Genomic DNA, 17,273 nt, shown 5'->3' with positions numbered 1-17,273 from the left:
TGTACTAGTCCAGGACTAGTCCAGGTCGGTGTTGGTGACCAGGCGGCGCGCGGCCTCCGTGATCGAGCCGGACAGCGACGGGTACACCGCCATGGAGCCGGCGAGCTGGCGCACGGTGAGGTTGTTGGCCACCGCGATGGTCACCGACAGAATCAGCTCGGACGCGGTCGGCGCGACGATCACGCCACCGAGCACCTGGCCCGAGCCCTTGCGGGCGAAGATCTTGACAAAGCCGTACTGCAGCGAACGCATCTTCGCGCGCGGGTTGGTTGCCAGCGGCAGCTTGTAGATGTCGGCGTCGACCTCGCCGTCGCGGATCTGCTGCTCCGTCACGCCCACCGCGGCGATCTCGGGGCGGGTGAACACGGCGTTACCCACCGTCTTCAAACGGATCGGGGTGACGCCCTCGCCAAGTGCGTGATCTACCGCGATGCGGCCCTGCTGGGCGGCCACGGACGCCAGCGGCATCAGGTCCGTGCAGTCGCCGGCGGCGTAGATGCCCGCCACGTTGGTGCGCGAAACCCGGTCCACGTGGATGTGGCCGGACGGGGTGACCTCCACGCCGGCGGCCTCCAGGTTGAGGTCGGCGGTGTTCGGGATGGAGCCGATGGACATCATCACGTGCGAGCCCTCGATGGCGCGGCCGTCGGTAGTGTGCACGACCACGCCTTCGCCGGTGTTTTCCACGCGCTCCACGCGGGCGTGCTTTTCCAGCTGCACGCCGCGGTCCGCCAGCACGTCCTCGAGCACGTCGGCGGCGTCGGCGTCGTCGTGAGGCAGGATGCGGTCGCGCGAGGCCACCATGGTCACCTTCACCCCCAGCTCGGCAAAGGCGGAGACGAACTCCGCGCCGGTAACGCCGGAGCCGACCACGATCAGGTGCGTCGGCAGGTCCTTCAGGTCGTACATCTGGCGCCAGTTCAGGATGCGCTCGCCGTCCGGCTCAGCCCCCTTAAGCACGCGCGGGCTCGCGCCGACGGACACGAGCACCATGTTGCAGGTGAGCGTCTCCGTCGAGCCGTCGGAAGTTTCGACCTCGATGTTGTGGGTGGTGTGGCCCTTCTGCTCGTCCGCAAACCGTGCGCGGCCCTCGATGAAGCGCACGCCGCCCTGCTCCAACTGCGCACGGATGTCGTCCGACTGCTTGCCGGCAAGCACCTTCACACGATCGTTGAGCGCCAGCAGCGACAGCTTCGAATCTCCCAGCGCGTGGCTCAAGCCCATATCGTCCGCGCGGCGCAGGTCGTTTTTGATGTTCGCGCCAGCAATAAAGCTTTTCGACGGCACGACGTCCTCCCGGATCGCCGAGCCGCCCGCGCCGCTGTCCTCGACAATGGTGATGTCCGCACCGTACTTGGACGCCATCAGCGCAGCCTCGTAGCCGCCCGGGCCTCCACCGATGATGACAATCTTCTTGGACAAAACAGCACTCCTCATGGGTCGGGTGACGGGAACCAAACTGGGAGACAGTCTACCCAGATAACTCCTATTCTTCGCCCGGGCGGAAGTACTCCTCCACGATAGAGCCGAACAGCCGCACGCCAACCCCGATCGCGCGCTCGTCCACGTTCAGGTTGCCCTGGTGCAGGTCCTGGTACTCACCCTCCCCGCCCCAGGCGCCGAGGCGCATCATCGCACCCGGCACATGCTCGAGGTACCAGGAGAAATCCTCGCCGCCGCTGGACTGCGGGGCGGCCACCACCGACTGCGGGTCCACCGCACGGGCGGCTTCGACGGCCAGGGCGGTCGCGGCGTCGTCGTTAAGTACCGGCGGCACCCCGCGGATGTAGTCCAGGTGATAGGTGCAGCCCGTGGGCGCGACGATGAGGTCGATGAGGTCTGTCAGCAGGTCCTCGTTCTGGCGCCAGGTGGTGATGTCGGCGGTGCGCAGCGTGCCTTCGAGCAACCCGCGCTTCGGAATCGCGTTGGCGGCATCCCCCGCCTCCGCGTGGCCGAATACCAGCACAGTTCCGGTGCGCGGGTCCACCCGGCGCGACAACAGACCGGGCAGCTGGGTGATCAGCGCGCCCATGGCATAGACCACGTCCGCGGTCAGCTGCGGGCGCGAAGTGTGCCCGCCGGGGCCGTGGACCTCGATGCGGATCACATCGGACGCCGAGGTGATCGCGCCGGCACGCACGCCGATCTCGCCGACCTTGATGTGCGGCTCGGCGTGCACGGCGTAAATAGCCCCGACGCCCTCGAGCGCGCCCCACCTAATCACGTCCAGCGCGCCGCTGCCCATGACTTCCTCAGCGGGCTGGAAGATGATCCGCACCGGGTTTTCCAACTCCACCGTTGACAGCGCACAGGCGAGCGCCAGGGCGACGGTGGTGTGGATGTCGTGGCCGCAGGAGTGGGACACGCCCGGATTGGAGGACGCGAAGCTCAAGCCCGTCTGCTCCGCCACGCGAAGCGCATCGATGTCCGCGCGAAACGCCAGGCGCTTGCCTTCCGCGGGCCCCAAGTCCACGTACAAGCCAGTGCCCGGGAAACGCACCGGGTGCAGGCCATAACTTTCCAGTGTTTCCACGAGGAAGTCGGTAGTGGCGACTTCCTCGTTGGACAACTCCGGGTGGGAGTGGATGTGGCGGCGCCAGCCAATCACGCGCTCCTGATTGTCAGTGAACCAGCAGTCCACCGCGGCGGCGATTCCGGCGTTTTCCACGTGCGCTCCCTTTTATCCAGCTTCGGCTATCAGTTTTTGCTGACATGAGTGTACGCGCACCGCCCACAAAGTAGACAAAGCGGTGCGGTGGAGGTTGACGCGGACCGCTAGAACGCGGGTGTGCCCTGCGGAGCACCGCGGCGCAGATACGTGTCGTGGAACCTTGCGGTGTCCTGCGCGCTGCGCGGCCACTGGAACCTGATAGGTGCAGGTGCTTGCGAATCCCTCATTGGGAAACGGCCCTCGACGTTTTCGGCCGCGCCGGGCAGAAGCGCCGCCGGCGGCACCTGCAGCGCTGAAGCCAGCCGGTAGCAGGTACTCAAGGTGGGGTCGGCCACCTTGGAGTTGTAGTCGTTGCGCTCCAAGTTCGAAATCAGCGAGCGCGACACGCCCGCCAGCTCCGCGAGGCGCGTTTGGCTCAGCCCCCGCATGAGTCGGATGGCGCGCACGCGCTCCCCCAGCCCGAGTGCGTAGCTCGCCCAGTGCGATTGTGGCAGTACTTCCCCCATAGTCTTTCCCCCCGTGTGTCGGCGCTCCCCTAAAGCGGTCCACTGTCTATGCCACGCAATGTAGCGCGCAATGTGCGGGCGCGCTACCGGTGGGACGTCGACAAGCTTAAAGCTCGATGTTGCGCGGGCCGTAGAGGCGGTCTCCGGCATCGCCCAGGCCGGGGACGATGTAGGCGTCTTCGTTGAGCGCCGGGTCGAGGGTGGCGGTGACCAGGCGCACCGGGCCGCCGTGAGCCTCGAGCTTGTCCACGCCCGGCTGGGCCGAGACCATGCAGATGCAGGTGATGCTGTCCGCTCCGCGCTCCACCAGCAGGTCGATAGCGTGAATCAGCGAACCGCCGGTGGCCAACATCGGATCCACCAGGAACACGGGCTGGCCGGACAGGTCTTGCGGCAGAGCCTCCAGGTAGGGCACCGGCTCGTGCGTCTTTTCGTCGCGGGCAAGCCCGATGAAGCCCACCTGCGCGTCCGGGATCATGAACAGCGACGGGTCCACCATGCCCAGGCCCGCGCGGATGATCGGCACGATAATCGGCGGGGTGGCCAGGCGCGCGCCGCGGGCGGTGGCGACGGGGGTTTCGGTGTCAAACTCCTCCACCTCAAGGTCACGCGCCGCTTCGTAGATGAGCATCGCGCCCAGGTCCGCCAGCGCCGCGCGGAACGCTGCGTTGTTGGAGCGTTTGTCGCGCATGATGGTCAGGCGGGACGCGGCGAGGGGGTGGTTGACAACCGTGATATCCATGCCGGCCATGCTAGTTCACTCGGCGGGCCGCGAAAATATTTTCCCCCTCGAGGGAACCGGGGCGGTGTTTTCAGCGTCCAATGGCCATGACTGTATTTCACATTGACTCCGCTGCCGTATCCTCCATGACCGATTCGCTGCGCGACGACGCAGCACGATTGCAATTGCTTAACGACGTCTCCGTGCCCGGTACCTGGCCCCTCGGCGAATTCAGTGCCGCGGTGACCGAGTCCATCGCCAAAGCGAACACGGACGCTGAAGCACTGCGCGCCGAGGCCCACCGCATCGCAGACGTGATGGACCTTGCGGTGGATGCCGCCGCAGCCGTAGACACCTGCACCTGCCGGAAGCTGGGTGCCGCGCTATGAACTCCCTGAAGACAGGTTTTGACAACGCATTCGACCTGTTAAACCGCATTGCGGACAGACAAGGCGAAAGCGGTAACCGCATGCTTAGCGGCAGCCTGGACGTGCACGGCACCGCCAGCATGCTGGCGAGACTTCTCCCCTTCGACCTGCCTACCCTGCCGGGCTTCGGGATGCCGGATTTCAAGGACTTCGACCCTCTGGCCGCAGTGGCCAACACGTCCGGGGCATCACGGGTGGGCGCCGCGGCGGATCTTGCGGACTACCGCGCAACGATCAGCGACGGGGTGCTGCGCGGCGGTGTGCTGATCGGCACCGCGGCATTTGATCTGATCACCATCGCCGGAGCGCTCATCAACAAGGCGATGGCGGCGCCGGCGATCGCTACCTCGCCAGCGGGCCTGTTCGGTGCCGCCGCCTACGTGGCCGGGATCATCGCCGACGCAATCAACGAGGCCACGCAGGTGCTCAACGCTTTGGAGAAGGATCTGCGGGCCATCGCGGACACGCTTACCTCCGCCACCTCCGCCGCGTTGGACCGCGTCATGCCCGGCGCCGGCCCGGCGGCCGAGAAGGCCCACGGGGAGCTGCAACGCCTGTCCTCCCTGGTTGCACCTGCGGCACCAGCCGGACTATCGACGCCTGAGCCCGCGCCACCGACGGTGAGACCGGCCTCCGCCGTCGCCCCGCCACCACCGCCGGAGCCTGCCGCAGCGGCTGCCCCGCCGCCGGAGCCTGCTCCGGCGCACGAGGAGGGATCCGCTGTCGGCGCCGCCGCCGTCGAAGCCGCGAAAAGCCAGATCGGCACACCCTACGTGTGGGGCGGGGCCGCACCGGGCGGCTTCGACTGCTCCGGGCTGACCTCCTGGGCGTACGGGCAGGCAGGGCTGGAAATCCCGCGCGTCGCCGCGGACCAGACCGTGGGCAGGCAGGTGTCGTACCAGGAGCTGCAGCCGGGGGATCTGGTGTTGTGGTCCGGCCACGCCGCCATGTACGCGGGAGACGGGATGATGATCGAGGCGGGCAGCCCCGTGCAGATGAACCCTGTGCGCACAGAGAATCTGGGCATGACCTTCCGCGGATTCTGGAGGCCGACCGGCTAAAGTTTCCCGCATGACTACGCGCGCGATTCTCCCCGTCAAGATCTCCCTGACCGAGGGCGACTTCTACACCCTGTGGGCACCCACCTGGAAGGAAAAGGGCGCCGAGTGGCAGGCCTTCCTCGGCGACGACCAAGCCGTGCTGGCCTTCCACTCCCCCGAGGAACTCTTGGCCTACTTGGAAGCGACCAACGCCCACGACCTGGCGGACCACCCGAAGTGGCAGCAGTTCCAGGCCCAGGGCGACGACCGCGTGGTGCCGAACGACAAGCAGTATTTCGACATCATCGGTGCGCCCGAGTTTTTGGCCGGCCGCCCGAGCCACGAAAACGTCTCGCGCCTGTCGCGGGTGTTCCAGATCTCCCGCTCGCTGGCGGACGTTGCCTCCGCCGAGCAGGCGCAGATCTTCTTCGCCTCCCACTCCATCCTGGGCAACGTCAACCGCGGCTCCGACCACTACGCGGGCGAAAACGGCCTGTCCGAGTGGTCCGGCGTCGGACGTGTTGTACTGGCGAACTGGGAGAATGTGGTCAAGTCGTTGGATGAGTCTGTGCGTGTCGTCGATACGCATCAGCTCGACGCCGAGCGCGTCGCAGCCGCCGGCACCGCCATCGCCGCCGCCACCGAAGCCCGCGCCGCGGCCGCTGAGCAGGCACGCGCGGACGAAGAGGCGCGCGCCGCCGCGGAAGATCCCTACGACTCCTCCCCGTGGGGCCGCGCAGGCATCGACCCGGTGAAGATCTCCATCCAGGGCCAGAGCGTGTACACGCTGCGCACCTACCTGCGCGGCGCCCCGGTGTTTTTGGGCAAGTACGGCGAGATCATCACCTTCCCCTCCGCCAAGCACCTGGGCCGCTGGATCCTGGAGCACGACGACCACGACCTGGCGGGCGTGTCCACCTGGCAGGACCTCATCGACACCGCCAACGCTGGCGAGCTGAAGGTGGAGGTCCACCCGGACAACTCCTACTCCTTCAACGGCCTCGCCGCCGACATCAACAAGGGCCCCGACGCCGTGGACACCGCACAGATGTCCAAGGCTTACGAGCTGCTCGCAGATGCCGCGGACTGGGCGCAGGACGACTCGCTGAACTCCCTGCTTCTGGCCAACCCGCGCATGCAGGACTACCTGGCGTACATGCTCGGCTCCACCCGCGCCGCAGGCTACGTGCCGTCGGCACCGTTTACCGATAAGGCGGATGCCTGGACCGAGATGGAAAACCAGCTGATCAAGCGCTTCTCCAAGTTCTAAGCCGTTTCGCCGTTCGCCCCCAGGGCATGCCGACATGCCCGGCAAACGTGCGACTTTTACAATTCACTCATGTCAGTGGACCAGGTCGACCCGCTCATCAGCTCCATTTATCACTGGATGGACATCTCCGGCGTGCTGCTGATGGGCATCATCGGCGGCACGCTCGCCCGCCAGCTCGGCTACGACATCGTGGGCTTCTTCTTCATCGCCATGCTCTCCGCCTTAGGTGGCGGCATGCTGCGCGACGTGCTGATCAACCAGGGCACCGTCGCCGCGATGAGCCAGCCGGAGTACCTCATCTTGGCGTTCACCGGCGCGCTGATCGCCCGGTTCACCTACTTCAAGGGCAAAGCCTGGGAGATGTTGCAGTCCCACGGCGACGCGCTGGTGTCCTCCCTGTGGGCAGCCACCGGCGCATCCAAGGCCATCCAGTACGGCCTGCCGGTGCTGCCCACCATCATGATGGGCGTGTTCACCGCCACCGGCGGCGGCATGATCCGCGACGTGGTCACCGGCCGTGAACCCAGTGTGTTCGGCGGTAACCAGCCCACCGTCATCCCGGCAGTGGCGTGCGCGGTGATCATGCTGGTGGGCAACGCCACCGGCTACCCGGCACTCGGCATGGTCATCGGCCCCGTGGCCAGCTTCGCGTTGTTCCTCGCCGGCTACTGGGGCAACTGGCGCGTTTCCACTGACTCCGAGTTCGCGCCGGTGAACACCACAGTGAACATGACGGCCACGCAGGTCGCGCACCTGGCCAAGAAGGCGGAGGACAAGTCGCGCGCGGTGGCCCGCGGGCTGGAGCCGACGCGGGTGCGCTCGTGGCGCCACCGGCAGATGGAAAAGGCGCTGCAGCGCCGCATTGAGGCGGAGATCCGCAAGGGCAAGCGCCCGGCGGAGGCGGTCAGCGACGCGGATGATTTCCTCACCGAGTTCACCACCCAGTTCCCCGCCATCGACGCGGAGATGCTCGCCGAGGCGGTCGGCGCGACGGCGGAGCCGGAGGTTACGGAAGACGAGGGCCTCTTCGACAGCATCGGCGTGGACCTGGCCGGAGATTCCTACGAGGAAGACGCCGCGGAGGAGCCGGACCCGGCCGAGACGGAGGCGATGAACGCGGACATGCTGGATATTATTCTCTCCGACGAGGCTTTGACCGACGAGCTCATCGAGCGGCTCGCGGCCCGCTACGACCAAAAGGAGTCCTAGATGAAGCGTGCGCTCGCAGCAGCGACAGCATTGAGCTTTTGCTTGTCGACGACAGCTCACGCCCAAGACGCCGAAACCCCGACCGAGACCACCTCCCCGGCAGGCCCGACCGTCGGCTATTACGACGAGGGCGGCAACTGGGTCCCGCCCAGCCGTGACCGCGCGCCCGACACCGACAACTGCCCACAGGCCACTTGGCCACCGGAGCCGGTGTCCACTTCCGAGCGCGCCGCCACCTCCCCTGACCCGCTGCCGGTGCTTTTCGACGGCCCCTGCGGCGTGACCTCCGCCGACGGCTACACCACCCCCGACGGCGTAGTCGCCTCCGCCTGGCTGGTCGCCGACTTAGATTCCGGCGACGTGGTGGCGATGAAGGACCCGCACGGTCGCTACCGGCCGGCCTCGATAATCAAGGTGCTGCTGGCACTGACCGTCATCAACGAGCTGCCACTGGACCAGAAGGTCGAAGTCTCCGCCGAATCCGCCGGCCAGGAAGGCTCCGCCGCCGGCATCGGCGAAGGCGGCGACTACACCGTCGAAGACCTGCTCACCGGCCTGCTGCTGTCCTCGGGCAACGACTGCGCCCACGCGCTCGCCCAAGCCCTCGGCGGCGACGAGCTCGCACTCGGCAAGGTCAACGCGCTAGCCAAGAATCTCGGCATGGCCGATACCCGCGCCACCTCCTACTCCGGCCTGGACGGCGCCGGGATGTCCACCTCCGCCTGGGACATGGGCCTGGCCTACACCGCGGCGTTCGCGGACCCCACCTTCGCCCGCATCGTCGACACGGAGCACACCACCTTCCCCGGCTTCGACGATCTGCCGGCGTTCGAGCTGTGGAACGACAACCATCTCTACCTCAACGACCCGGACGGCATCGGCGGCAAGACCGGTTACACCGACGACGCGAACCACACGTTCGTCGGCGCCGTGAACCACGAGGGCCGCCGCCTCGTGGCGGTTGTGCTGGACACCGCGGCCTACGACCACCGCCCCTGGGAGCAGGCGCAGATGCTCTTGCACGAGGCGTATGGGGTGCGAAGCTCCGTCGCAAAGCTTGAGCCTCTCGCTGAGAAGACCACCGTCACCCCAGAAACGACAACGGCCGCCCCCACCCCCGCGCCTGAACGTGCTGGGGAGGAGACGGCCTGGAACCGCTGGTGGTCCTACTTGATTGTGGTGGCCGTACTCGCGCTCGCTGCGCTGGCCACCGCGTTTAGTCTCGGGACAGGAGAGAAACCACGCCGACGCCGATAGCGCCCAGCGCCGCGCCAACCCCCAGCGCCTTGCCGGACGGCTTGGACTCCTCCCTGCCGCGGACCGCGCCGGCGCGGACGTTGATCACGGCCGGCTCCGGCACCTCCGCAGGCGCCAACGCGAGGGATTCCTCGGTGGTGGCGGTCCACGCCGCGACGTAAAGCACCACGCGCCAGATCAGGTACAGCATGACCATCAGGGTGATGATCGGGCCGAAGATCGCGCCCGCCGGGTTGCCGGTGGCCGAGGAAATGACCAGGCCGGCGAACTGCTGCAGAATGGCGAAGATAACCGCACCGAGCAGCGCACCCTTCAAGCCAGACTTGGCCGGGACCTTCGTGCGCGGCATGTACATGTTCACCCACAGCATGACCAGGAAGCTAGCCAGCACGCTGACGAGGAAGCCGACGACCCACACCACAAGGCGCGCGCCTGGGAAGTTGCCGATACCGAGGCGCTCCATCAGGGTGCTGGTCCAGCTGGACACTCCCAGGGCAGTCACTACTGCGGCGACGATGAACAGGACGATCAGCACGATCAGGCCCAGCAGGTCCGCGAGCTTCTTGGTAACAAAGTTGCCGCCCTCGTTCGCATCCACCTTCCACATGGCGGACACGCCGACGCGCAGGTGGTTCATCCAGTTCAAGCCGGACCACAGGGTGGTAAGCAAGCCGATGCCGGCAACTGCGCCGCGCTGATCAATCGCCGTCTGAATCAGCTCGTTGACCATGGCGCCCAGATCCCCGTCTAGGGACTGGGTGATCTGGTTTTGAATGTCATGCATCAGCTCCGGGCGAGCGTTGAGGAAGAAACCGAGGCCCGCGAAGACCAGCATCAGCAACGGAAACAGCGCCAGCACGGAGAAATAGGTGATGCCAGCGGCTAGCTGGTTGCCGCCTTCGGTGCCGAAGCGGTCATTCATTCGCAGCAGGTGACCAGCGGCGGGAGACTTCTTCTCCACCTTTTCCTCGAAGCCTTCTTTCTGCTGCTTCGAGGCGCGCTCAATGCCGTGTTCGTCGGTGTACGCCTTGCGCGGCGCGGTCGAGGTAGCCATCGACGTCCCTTCAAATATGTGTCATTTACCAAACACATCGTAGAGGAGGCGGTGCGATGGCGGGGCGGAGCCGGGGTCGGGGCGGCAGACCCTTCGCCCACCACATCAGTTCAGCCAATTGTGTATAGTTCAGTCCATGCTGTACACTTCAGCGCATGCTGACTATTGCTTCACGCCTCGACGTCATGAACCGGCTCGGCCGGGCCATGGCGGATCCGACGCGTTCCAGAATCCTGATGACACTACTCGAAGGCCCGAGCTACCCGGCCGTACTCTCGCGCGACCTGGGCCTGACCCGCTCAAACGTCTCGAACCACCTGACCTGCCTGCGTGACTGCGGCATCGTCGTTGCCGAGCCGGAGGGCCGCAAGACACGCTACGAAATCGCCGATCCGCACCTCGCGGCAGCGCTCGACGCGCTGGTGAATGCGACGTTGGCTGTCGACGAAAACGCCCCCTGCATCGACCCTGAGTGCTCGGTGCCCGGCTGCGACGGGAAAGGAGCGAACGCATGAGTTCAGCATGTGGATGCGAACACGAACCCGCCACGGAGATCGAAGAACTCGATCGGCCATGGTGGAAGGACCCCGAGCTGCTGCTACCGATCTTCTCCGGCGTAGCCCTCGGCATAGGCCTAGCGCTGGACTGGTCTGGGCAGGAGACGCCCGCGACGGTACTGTTTTGGGTCGGTCTGCTGCTGGGCGCATACACGTTCGCGCCTGGTGCGATCCGGAACCTTGTCACGAAGCGCAAGCTCGGCATTGGCTTGCTGATGACGATCAGCGCGGTCGGCGCGGTAATCCTCGGTTACGTCGGAGAGGCCGCGGCGCTAGCGTTCCTGTACTCGATCGCCGAGGCGCTGGAAGACAAGGCTATGGACCGGGCGCAGGGCGGACTGCGGGCACTGTTGAAGTTGGTACCGCAGACCGCGACGGTGCTGCGCGACGGCACGTCAGTCGAGGTTGCGGCGAAGGACCTCGTGGCTGGCGAACTGATGCTCGTGCGCCCCGGAGAGCGGATCGCCACGGACGGCATCATTCGGTCTGGGCGCTCCAGCCTTGACACCTCAGCGATCACCGGAGAATCTATTCCGGAGGAGGTTGCGCCCGGCGACGAGGTGCCCGCGGGAGCAATCAACTCCGCCGGTGTGCTGGAAGTCGAGACGACCGCAGCTGGAACGGACAACTCGCTAACCACACTCGTAGACCTGGTCGAGCAGGCGCAGGCGGAAAAGGGCGACCGCGCCCGGATCGCCGACCGGATTGCCCAACCCCTAGTGCCCGGGGTGATGATCCTGGCGGTGCTAGTCGGCGTGATCGGCTCGCTGCTGGGCGACCCCGAGACGTGGATCACCCGTGCGTTGGTGGTTCTGGTCGCAGCGTCGCCGTGCGCGCTGGCAATCTCCGTGCCGCTGACGGTCGTGGCCGCGATCGGCGCGGCCAGCCAGTTCGGCGTGGTCATCAAGTCCGGCGCGGCGTTCGAGCGGCTCGGCGGCATCCGTCACCTGGCGGTGGACAAGACCGGAACCCTCACCCGCAACCAGCCCGAGGTTACCGGCGTGGTCCTGGCAGACGGGTTCGATCGGGCGCAGGTGCTTACTTTCGCGGCGGCAGTTGAGCAGCAATCGACGCACCCCCTCGCCGCGGCGATCGCGGCAGCGGGGCCCGAAGCGCCCACCGCCCTGGACATCAGCGAGGAAGCCGGGCATGGCATCGGCGGCACCGTCGAAGGTCGACGGGTGCTGGTGGGCAGCCCCCGGTGGATCGACGCCGGGCCACTGAAGGCAGACGTTGAGCGCATGGAGTCCGAGGGCCAGACCTGCGTCCTGGTCACCATCGATGACACCCTCGCCGGAGCGATCGGGGTCCGCGACGAGCTGCGGCCCGAGGTTCCCGAAGCCGTGCAGACCCTGCGCGCCAACGACGTGGAAGTGAGCATGCTCACCGGCGACAACACTCGCACCGCCCGGGCGCTAGCTGAAATCGCCGGAATCGACGACGTGCGCGCCGAGCTGCGCCCGGAGGACAAGGCAAGCATCGTCGCCGAATTCTCCTCCAAGACACCGACGGCGATGATCGGCGACGGCATCAACGACGCGCCGGCACTGGCGGGCGCGACGGTGGGCATAGCGATGGGAGCGACCGGCTCTGACGCCGCGATCGATTCCGCTGACGTCGCCTTCACCGGCCACGACCTCCGACTGATCCCGCAGGCGCTGCAGCACGCCCGCCGAGGCAGCAGGATCATCAACCAGAACATCGTGCTGTCTCTGGCCATCATCATCGTGTTGATGCCACTGGCGATCACCGGCGTGCTGGGCCTGGCTGCCGTCGTGTTGGTTCACGAGGTCGCTGAAGTCATCGTCATCTTGAACGGCCTGCGGGCCGCACGAACGAAGCGCTGAGGCTACGCCGGAAGCGGACCCCCTAGCGCTTCGGTGCGAGGAAGCCGACCTTCTCGTACACGTCGGCCAGCAGCGGGGCCGCAATCTCGCGAGCGCGTTCGGCACCGCGGGCCAGGATGGCTTCGAGTTCGGCGCGATCGGACATCAGCTCGTCGTAGCGGGCGCGAAGCGGCGTGGTGAACGCTTCGAGTGCTTCTGCGGTGTCGACCTTGAGCGCGCCGTAGCCCTGACCCTCGTAGCCGGCGACGATGTCGTCGATAGGTTTGCCGGTCAGCGCCGACTGGATGACCAGCAGGTTGGACACGCCCGGCTTGTTCTCCTTGTCGTAGGCGATCACGCCGTCGTTGTCGGTGACGGCGGAGCGGATGCGCTTTGCGGACGTCTTCGGCGCGTCCAGCAGGTTCACAATGCCCTTCGGGTTCGCACCCGACTTGGACATCTTCGAGGTGGGATCCTGCAGGTCGTAGATCTTCGCCGCACCCTCAACGATCATGCCCTCCGGCACGGTGAAGGTCTTGCCGTAGCGGGAGTTGAAGCGCTCCGCCAGCGTGCGGGTCAGCTCCAGGTGCTGGCGCTGGTCCTCCCCCACCGGCACGAGCTGCGGGGAGTACAGCAAAATGTCGGCCGCCATGAGCACCGGGTAGGTGAACAGCCCCACGGAGGTGCGGTCCTGGCCCTGCTTGGCGGACTTGTCCTTGAACTGCGTCATGCGGCTCGCCTCGCCGAAACCGGTCAGGCACTGCAGCACCCACGTCAGCTCGGCGTGCTCGGGCACGTGCGACTGCACGAACAAGGTGGAGCGCTCCGGGTCGATGCCGAGCGCAATCAGCTGGGCGCAGCCGGCGAGGGTGCGGTGGCGCAGCTCCTCGGGGTCCTGGTCCACGGTAATCGCGTGCAAGTCCGGGATGAAGTAGAAAGCGTCGAAGCCGTCCTGCAGGTCGATCCACTGCTTCAGGGCACCGAGGTAGTTACCCAGGTGGTAGGAGTCGGCAGTGGGCTGGATTCCGGAAAGCACGCGTTGCATGGGGTTCATAGTAGTGGGCCGGTGCCGAGAGGGAACCGGGGGCGGTGCGGGCGCGTCTAACTCTTTAATGCCGTCCACAGAAGGAGTACACGTTGGCTCTTACAAAATCAGATAGACCTTGGTTGCTTACAGCGCTCGCAGTTGCTGTTTCTCTCGGATTTGCTGTCAGTAATGCAACACGTTCGGGCGAAGAAGCCTGGATGGTGCCCGACTTCGCGTCTCGCATCATCGGGCCTCTTGGAGCTGCTTGCATTGCTTGGCTCGGGGTTTAGCAAACACTCGGTAACTCGCAAAAGCTGGACCGCGTTAAGGAGTGGCACACGATGCTTCGCTGGGCGACTGACATGTGCAACGCCTCGAGCGAGCGTGAAGTTGAGGCGGGGATTGCTATTCTCGATTCCATCGACAGGCAGTCGGAAATCCCTGCCGACCAGCACGAGGTAATCGACGCGATCTTGACCGCCGTGTTCCGAAATCCCAACACGCCTTTTGAGGAGCAGCGATGACAGCCCGATCCAAAGCTAGAGAAATTCAGTCTCCGAAGCCGGAGTTTTCCCGGAGCCAGATCGCCGCGGCCAAGCTCATCGTGAAGCGCGATACGGAAGGAAAAGGCAAGGTTGCCATTACGCCGGACATTCTCCGCGCAGCATCCTTCGACCTCTAGCCATGCGTATCACCGTTCTGCAGCCCGATTCGTTCGCGCCAATGCAACGCCTCGGCCCGTGGCTCGAGCGCGCCGGCGCCACCCTGCGCACCGTCGATCTCGGGGAGCCATTGCCTATCGACGCCTCCGGCGACCCCCTCATCCTCCTCGGTGGACGCGCAGATGCGCTGGACACGCACGCCTCGCCGTGGCTGCCGGCGGTGCACGAGCTGCTCCGCAGCGCCTTTGAATCGGGCACGCCCGTCCTCGGCATCTGTTTGGGCCATCAGATCATCGCCGACTGTTTCGGCGGCGAAGTTTCCGTCGGCCGGGCGGCGCAGGACGAAGAAGGCGCTACCCAGGTGACGTTGATCGACGCCGGTGTGGACGATCCCCTGCTCGGCCCCCTCGGCGCAACCTTGATGGTCGAGCAATCCCACCACGACGCGGTAGTCACGCTCCCTCCCCGCGCGACGCTCCTGGCATCCAGCGAGCGCTGCCCGATCCAGGCCATGCGGCTGGGGTCGATCGTCTCGGTGCAGTTCCACCCGGAGTGCTCGCCGGAGGTTGCCGGTCAGTGGGCGGCGAACGGCGGCCACGACGGTGCCGCGGTCGAAGCAGAGCTGCTGCGCCACGACGACCATCTCACCCTCACCGGCAAAATACTCGCCGAGGGTTTCGTCGCCGCGGCCCGCGCTTGGCGCTGACGGAAATGGTCGCCGCTGCCCCGCCCCCCATTCCGGTCCCATTCCGGCCCAATTCCCCCCCCCAATTCCGAGGATGCTTACTCCAGGATGCTTACTTCTCGAGTGGCAAACTCCACAACGGTCGATCGCTCTCGAGGGATAAGCATCCTGGGGTAAGCATCTAGAGGCTGCCGCGGCCCGCCCCCGTGGCCATCTGCACTGCAACCACGGCCACGGCGTAGTCGCCGTCGTGGCTGATACTCACGCTGCAAACCGGCGGCCCAACCTCCCCGGCGCGGCCGTGCAGCTGGACCGCGGGGCGCCCGAACGCATCCTGGACTACCTCCACCTCCGCGAAATTGAAGTCGTCGGGGGCGATTTGCGGCGACCGCCCGAAACGGGTGGACGCCCAGGCTTTGACGTAAGCCTCTTTAACAGCCCAGCGGCCAGCCAGCGATGTGACCGGGTCCGGCTTCGCGGCACATTCGCGCCGCTCCCGGTCGGTAAACACCTGCATGAAGGTGGATCCCGGCAACTTCATTTGTTGAGCCAAACCGGGAATGTGGACCAGGTCGGTGCCGATGTGCATGCACGTTCCTTCCGTCGGCGGTTGCGACTTTGTTGTGTTTGCGATCGCATTAGAAATGCTGGCTATTTTCTGTGAATCGTGGCCAATCCTTTTACTTACGCTTCAGTAGGTTTACTATGCCCGCATGGCTTTTAATTTTGCCTCCAAAACTATTTTGGATGAAGAACCACTTTCGTCAACAGCCGACAAAATAGCGGAATTTCGACGCCGGCGTGCCGAGGCACACGAGCCAGTGGGCCCGAAACCCCTGGACAAGGTCCGTTCCGCCGGCCGCCTCACCGCACGCGAGCGCCTGGACTATCTGCTCGATGAGGGCTCCTTCGTGGAAACCGACCAGCTGGTGCGCCACCGCACCCACGACTTCGGTATGCAGGCCAAGCGCCCGGCAACAGACGGCATCGTGTGCGGCCACGGCACCATCGACGGACGCGAAGTCTGCATCTTTTCCCAGGACGGCACCGTCTTTGGTGGCGCGTTGGGTGAGGTCTACGGCGAGAAGATGACCAAGATCCAGCGCCTCGCCGTGACCACCGGCCGTCCGCTGATCGGGCTTTACGAAGGCGCAGGCGCCCGCATCCAGGACGGTGCGGTGTCGCTGGACTGGATCGCGTGCACCTTCCGCCACAACATCGAAGCGTCCGGGGTGGTCCCGCAGATCAGCGTGATCATGGGCGCCTGCGCCGGTGGCAACGCCTACTCCCCCGCGCTGACTGACTTTGTGGTCATGGTGGACGAGACCTCGAAGATGTTCGTCACCGGCCCGGACGTAATCAAGACGGTCACGGGCGAGGAAATCTCACAAGAAGAGCTCGGTGGCGCCTGGATGCACATGCAGCAGGGCGGCAACTGCCACTACGTTGCGGAATCCGATGAGGATGCGCTCGACTGGGTGGCTGACTTGCTTGAGTACTTGCCGTCGAACAACCGCCAGAAGTCGGCGCCGCGTCCCGCAACCCCAACCGATGCAGAGGCAGACGCCACCGATGCTGCCGCGCTGGATTCATTGATCCCAGACTCGCCCAACACCCCCTACGAGGTCCGCGACGTGATTGCCCATATCGCGGACGACGGCGAATTCCTGGAGGTCATGGAGCAGCGTGCTGAAAACGTCGTCACTGCGTTTGGTCGGATTGAGGACCAGCCGGTGGGCTTCGTCGCTAATCAGCCCATGGTGCTCGCAGGTTGCTTGGACATCGACTCGGCGGAAAAGGCCGCGCGTTTCATCCGCACGTGCGACAGCTTCAACATCCCGATTGTCATGCTGGTGGACGTACCCGGCTTCCTGCCCGGCGCGAACCAGGAGCACAGCGGCATTCTGCGCCGCGGTGCAAAGCTGCTGTACGCCTACGGCGAAGCAACCGTGCCGAAGGTGACCGTGACCATGCGCAAGGCATACGGCGGCGCGTATTGCGTGATGGGCTCAAAAGGCCTTGGCGCCGATGTGAACTTGGCATGGCCTACCGCGCAGATCGCGGTGATGGGTGCGTCTGGCGCGGTCGGCTTCATCAACCGCAAAGACATTGCAAACGCCCGCGATTCCGGCGTGAACGACGAGGAGCTCCGCGAACTGATTGCGCAGTACGAGCGCAACTACGAGGACGAGATGCTCAACCCGTACAAGGCCGCTGAGCGAGGCCTGATCGATTCGGTCATCCTCCCAAGCGAAACCCCTGCTGTTATCGCAGCGCAACTGCGTTTCTTCCGTGACAAGACCGTGGCGCGTCCAATGCGCAAGCACGGCAATATCCCGCTCTAATCCCGCTCCGATGCA

The 17,273-nt window shown here is 65.7% G+C and carries 18 protein-coding genes; 11 read left to right on the top strand and 7 right to left on the bottom strand.

What is annotated here, in order from left to right; genetic code table 11:
* Positions 1-15: 15 nt before the first annotated feature.
* The 4 genes from CAFEA_RS02420 to upp form a co-directional block, all read right to left on the bottom strand.
* A complete protein-coding gene (locus CAFEA_RS02420) occupies positions 16-1,422 on the bottom strand; it encodes an NAD(P)H-quinone dehydrogenase (protein WP_063938563.1) in 1,407 nt (468 codons plus the stop codon).
* A gap of 64 nt (positions 1,423-1,486) precedes the next feature.
* The gene (locus CAFEA_RS02415) at positions 1,487-2,668 is read right to left on the bottom strand and encodes an amidohydrolase (protein WP_063938562.1); all 1,182 of its coding nucleotides are present in this window, start codon (positions 2,666-2,668) and stop codon (positions 1,487-1,489) included.
* A 107-nt stretch (positions 2,669-2,775) separates the two neighbouring features.
* Positions 2,776-3,177 carry a helix-turn-helix domain-containing protein gene (locus tag CAFEA_RS02410; protein WP_034997417.1) on the bottom strand — a complete coding sequence of 134 codons (402 nt, stop codon included), beginning with the start codon at positions 3,175-3,177 and terminating at the stop codon, positions 2,776-2,778.
* Positions 3,178-3,283: 106 nt separating this feature from the next.
* The gene (upp, locus tag CAFEA_RS02405) at positions 3,284-3,919 is read right to left on the bottom strand and encodes a uracil phosphoribosyltransferase (RefSeq protein WP_063938629.1); all 636 of its coding nucleotides are present in this window, start codon (positions 3,917-3,919) and stop codon (positions 3,284-3,286) included.
* An 86-nt stretch (positions 3,920-4,005) separates the two neighbouring features.
* On the opposite strand from upp, the gene CAFEA_RS02400 reads away from it, so the two are divergent.
* The 5 genes from CAFEA_RS02400 (at position 4,006) to CAFEA_RS02380 (ending at position 9,102) form a co-directional block, all read left to right on the top strand.
* The gene (locus CAFEA_RS02400) at positions 4,006-4,287 is read left to right on the top strand and encodes a hypothetical protein (RefSeq protein ID WP_126857676.1); all 282 of its coding nucleotides are present in this window, start codon (positions 4,006-4,008) and stop codon (positions 4,285-4,287) included.
* Positions 4,284-5,387 (top strand): C40 family peptidase, encoded by a 1,104-nt coding sequence (locus CAFEA_RS02395; RefSeq protein ID WP_350308265.1) that lies wholly within the window; start codon positions 4,284-4,286, stop codon positions 5,385-5,387. Before CAFEA_RS02400 ends, CAFEA_RS02395 begins: the two co-directional genes overlap by 4 nt.
* Positions 5,388-5,397: 10 nt before the next feature.
* The gene (locus CAFEA_RS02390; RefSeq protein WP_063938560.1) at positions 5,398-6,636 is read left to right on the top strand and encodes a SatS C-terminal domain-containing protein; all 1,239 of its coding nucleotides are present in this window, start codon (positions 5,398-5,400) and stop codon (positions 6,634-6,636) included.
* Between the two features lie 69 nt (positions 6,637-6,705).
* Complete coding sequence (locus tag CAFEA_RS02385; protein WP_172796733.1) at positions 6,706-7,845, top strand: trimeric intracellular cation channel family protein; 1,140 nt, start codon at positions 6,706-6,708, stop codon at positions 7,843-7,845.
* A complete protein-coding gene (locus CAFEA_RS02380) occupies positions 7,846-9,102 on the top strand; it encodes a D-alanyl-D-alanine carboxypeptidase family protein (protein WP_076589888.1) in 1,257 nt (418 codons plus the stop codon).
* Here CAFEA_RS02380 and CAFEA_RS02375 read toward each other — a convergent pair.
* Complete coding sequence (locus tag CAFEA_RS02375) at positions 9,062-10,156, bottom strand: YhjD/YihY/BrkB family envelope integrity protein (RefSeq protein ID WP_063938559.1); 1,095 nt, start codon at positions 10,154-10,156, stop codon at positions 9,062-9,064. The genes CAFEA_RS02380 and CAFEA_RS02375 overlap by 41 nt on opposite strands.
* Before the next feature lie 155 nt (positions 10,157-10,311).
* On the opposite strand from CAFEA_RS02375, the gene cmtR reads away from it, so the two are divergent.
* Both cmtR and CAFEA_RS02365 read left to right on the top strand, forming a co-directional pair.
* Positions 10,312-10,671: a Cd(II)/Pb(II)-sensing metalloregulatory transcriptional regulator CmtR gene (gene cmtR / locus CAFEA_RS02370; RefSeq protein ID WP_034997411.1), complete on the top strand. Its 360-nt coding sequence runs from the start codon at positions 10,312-10,314 to the stop codon at positions 10,669-10,671.
* Positions 10,668-12,560 carry a heavy metal translocating P-type ATPase gene (locus CAFEA_RS02365; RefSeq protein WP_063938557.1) on the top strand — a complete coding sequence of 631 codons (1,893 nt, stop codon included), beginning with the start codon at positions 10,668-10,670 and terminating at the stop codon, positions 12,558-12,560. Before cmtR ends, CAFEA_RS02365 begins: the two co-directional genes overlap by 4 nt.
* A gap of 22 nt (positions 12,561-12,582) precedes the next feature.
* On the opposite strand, the gene trpS is transcribed toward CAFEA_RS02365, so the two are convergent.
* The gene (gene trpS / locus CAFEA_RS02360) at positions 12,583-13,593 is read right to left on the bottom strand and encodes a tryptophan--tRNA ligase (RefSeq protein ID WP_063938555.1); all 1,011 of its coding nucleotides are present in this window, start codon (positions 13,591-13,593) and stop codon (positions 12,583-12,585) included.
* A 314-nt stretch (positions 13,594-13,907) separates the two neighbouring features.
* On the opposite strand from trpS, the gene CAFEA_RS02355 reads away from it, so the two are divergent.
* From CAFEA_RS02355 to CAFEA_RS02345, 3 genes are read left to right on the top strand one after another with little or no spacing between them, the layout of a single operon-like run.
* Complete coding sequence (locus CAFEA_RS02355) at positions 13,908-14,090, top strand: hypothetical protein (RefSeq protein ID WP_063938553.1); 183 nt, start codon at positions 13,908-13,910, stop codon at positions 14,088-14,090.
* Entirely contained in the window at positions 14,087-14,248 is a 162-nt protein-coding gene (locus CAFEA_RS02350) for an RNA helicase (RefSeq protein WP_143313178.1), read from the top strand. The genes CAFEA_RS02355 and CAFEA_RS02350 overlap by 4 nt, the downstream gene beginning before the upstream one ends.
* A gap of 2 nt (positions 14,249-14,250) precedes the next feature.
* Positions 14,251-14,934 (top strand): type 1 glutamine amidotransferase, encoded by a 684-nt coding sequence (locus CAFEA_RS02345; protein ID WP_082855725.1) that lies wholly within the window; start codon positions 14,251-14,253, stop codon positions 14,932-14,934.
* A 160-nt stretch (positions 14,935-15,094) separates the two neighbouring features.
* Here the strand turns inward: CAFEA_RS02345 and acpS are convergent, their stop codons facing one another.
* The gene (gene acpS, locus CAFEA_RS02340; protein ID WP_063938551.1) at positions 15,095-15,502 is read right to left on the bottom strand and encodes a holo-ACP synthase AcpS; all 408 of its coding nucleotides are present in this window, start codon (positions 15,500-15,502) and stop codon (positions 15,095-15,097) included.
* 124 nt (positions 15,503-15,626) lie between these two features.
* On the opposite strand from acpS, the gene CAFEA_RS02335 reads away from it, so the two are divergent.
* Positions 15,627-17,258 (top strand): acyl-CoA carboxylase subunit beta, encoded by a 1,632-nt coding sequence (locus CAFEA_RS02335; protein WP_063938549.1) that lies wholly within the window; start codon positions 15,627-15,629, stop codon positions 17,256-17,258.
* Positions 17,259-17,273 lie beyond the last annotated feature (15 nt).

The sequence above is a fragment of the Corynebacterium afermentans subsp. afermentans genome (genome assembly GCF_030408355.1).
GTDB lineage: Bacteria > Actinomycetota > Actinomycetes > Mycobacteriales > Mycobacteriaceae > Corynebacterium > Corynebacterium afermentans.
This window is presented reverse-complemented; position numbering and strand designations above follow the sequence as displayed.

Coding starts and splice junctions, on each gene's coding strand:
- CAFEA_RS02410 (WP_034997417.1), bottom strand. CDS start 3,177: ATGGGGGAAGTACTGCCACAATCGCACTGGGCGAGCTACGCACTCGGG.
- upp (WP_063938629.1), bottom strand. CDS start 3,919: ATGGATATCACGGTTGTCAACCACCCCCTCGCCGCGTCCCGCCTGACC.
- CAFEA_RS02400 (WP_126857676.1), top strand. CDS start 4,006: ATGACTGTATTTCACATTGACTCCGCTGCCGTATCCTCCATGACCGAT.
- CAFEA_RS02395 (WP_350308265.1), top strand. CDS start 4,284: ATGAACTCCCTGAAGACAGGTTTTGACAACGCATTCGACCTGTTAAAC.
- CAFEA_RS02390 (WP_063938560.1), top strand. CDS start 5,398: ATGACTACGCGCGCGATTCTCCCCGTCAAGATCTCCCTGACCGAGGGC.
- CAFEA_RS02385 (WP_172796733.1), top strand. CDS start 6,706: ATGTCAGTGGACCAGGTCGACCCGCTCATCAGCTCCATTTATCACTGG.
- CAFEA_RS02380 (WP_076589888.1), top strand. CDS start 7,846: ATGAAGCGTGCGCTCGCAGCAGCGACAGCATTGAGCTTTTGCTTGTCG.
- CAFEA_RS02375 (WP_063938559.1), bottom strand. CDS start 10,156: ATGGCTACCTCGACCGCGCCGCGCAAGGCGTACACCGACGAACACGGC.
- cmtR (WP_034997411.1), top strand. CDS start 10,312: ATGCTGACTATTGCTTCACGCCTCGACGTCATGAACCGGCTCGGCCGG.
- CAFEA_RS02365 (WP_063938557.1), top strand. CDS start 10,668: ATGAGTTCAGCATGTGGATGCGAACACGAACCCGCCACGGAGATCGAA.
- trpS (WP_063938555.1), bottom strand. CDS start 13,593: ATGAACCCCATGCAACGCGTGCTTTCCGGAATCCAGCCCACTGCCGAC.
- CAFEA_RS02355 (WP_063938553.1), top strand. CDS start 13,908: ATGCTTCGCTGGGCGACTGACATGTGCAACGCCTCGAGCGAGCGTGAA.
- CAFEA_RS02350 (WP_143313178.1), top strand. CDS start 14,087: ATGACAGCCCGATCCAAAGCTAGAGAAATTCAGTCTCCGAAGCCGGAG.
- CAFEA_RS02345 (WP_082855725.1), top strand. CDS start 14,251: ATGCGTATCACCGTTCTGCAGCCCGATTCGTTCGCGCCAATGCAACGC.
- acpS (WP_063938551.1), bottom strand. CDS start 15,502: ATGCACATCGGCACCGACCTGGTCCACATTCCCGGTTTGGCTCAACAA.
- CAFEA_RS02335 (WP_063938549.1), top strand. CDS start 15,627: ATGGCTTTTAATTTTGCCTCCAAAACTATTTTGGATGAAGAACCACTT.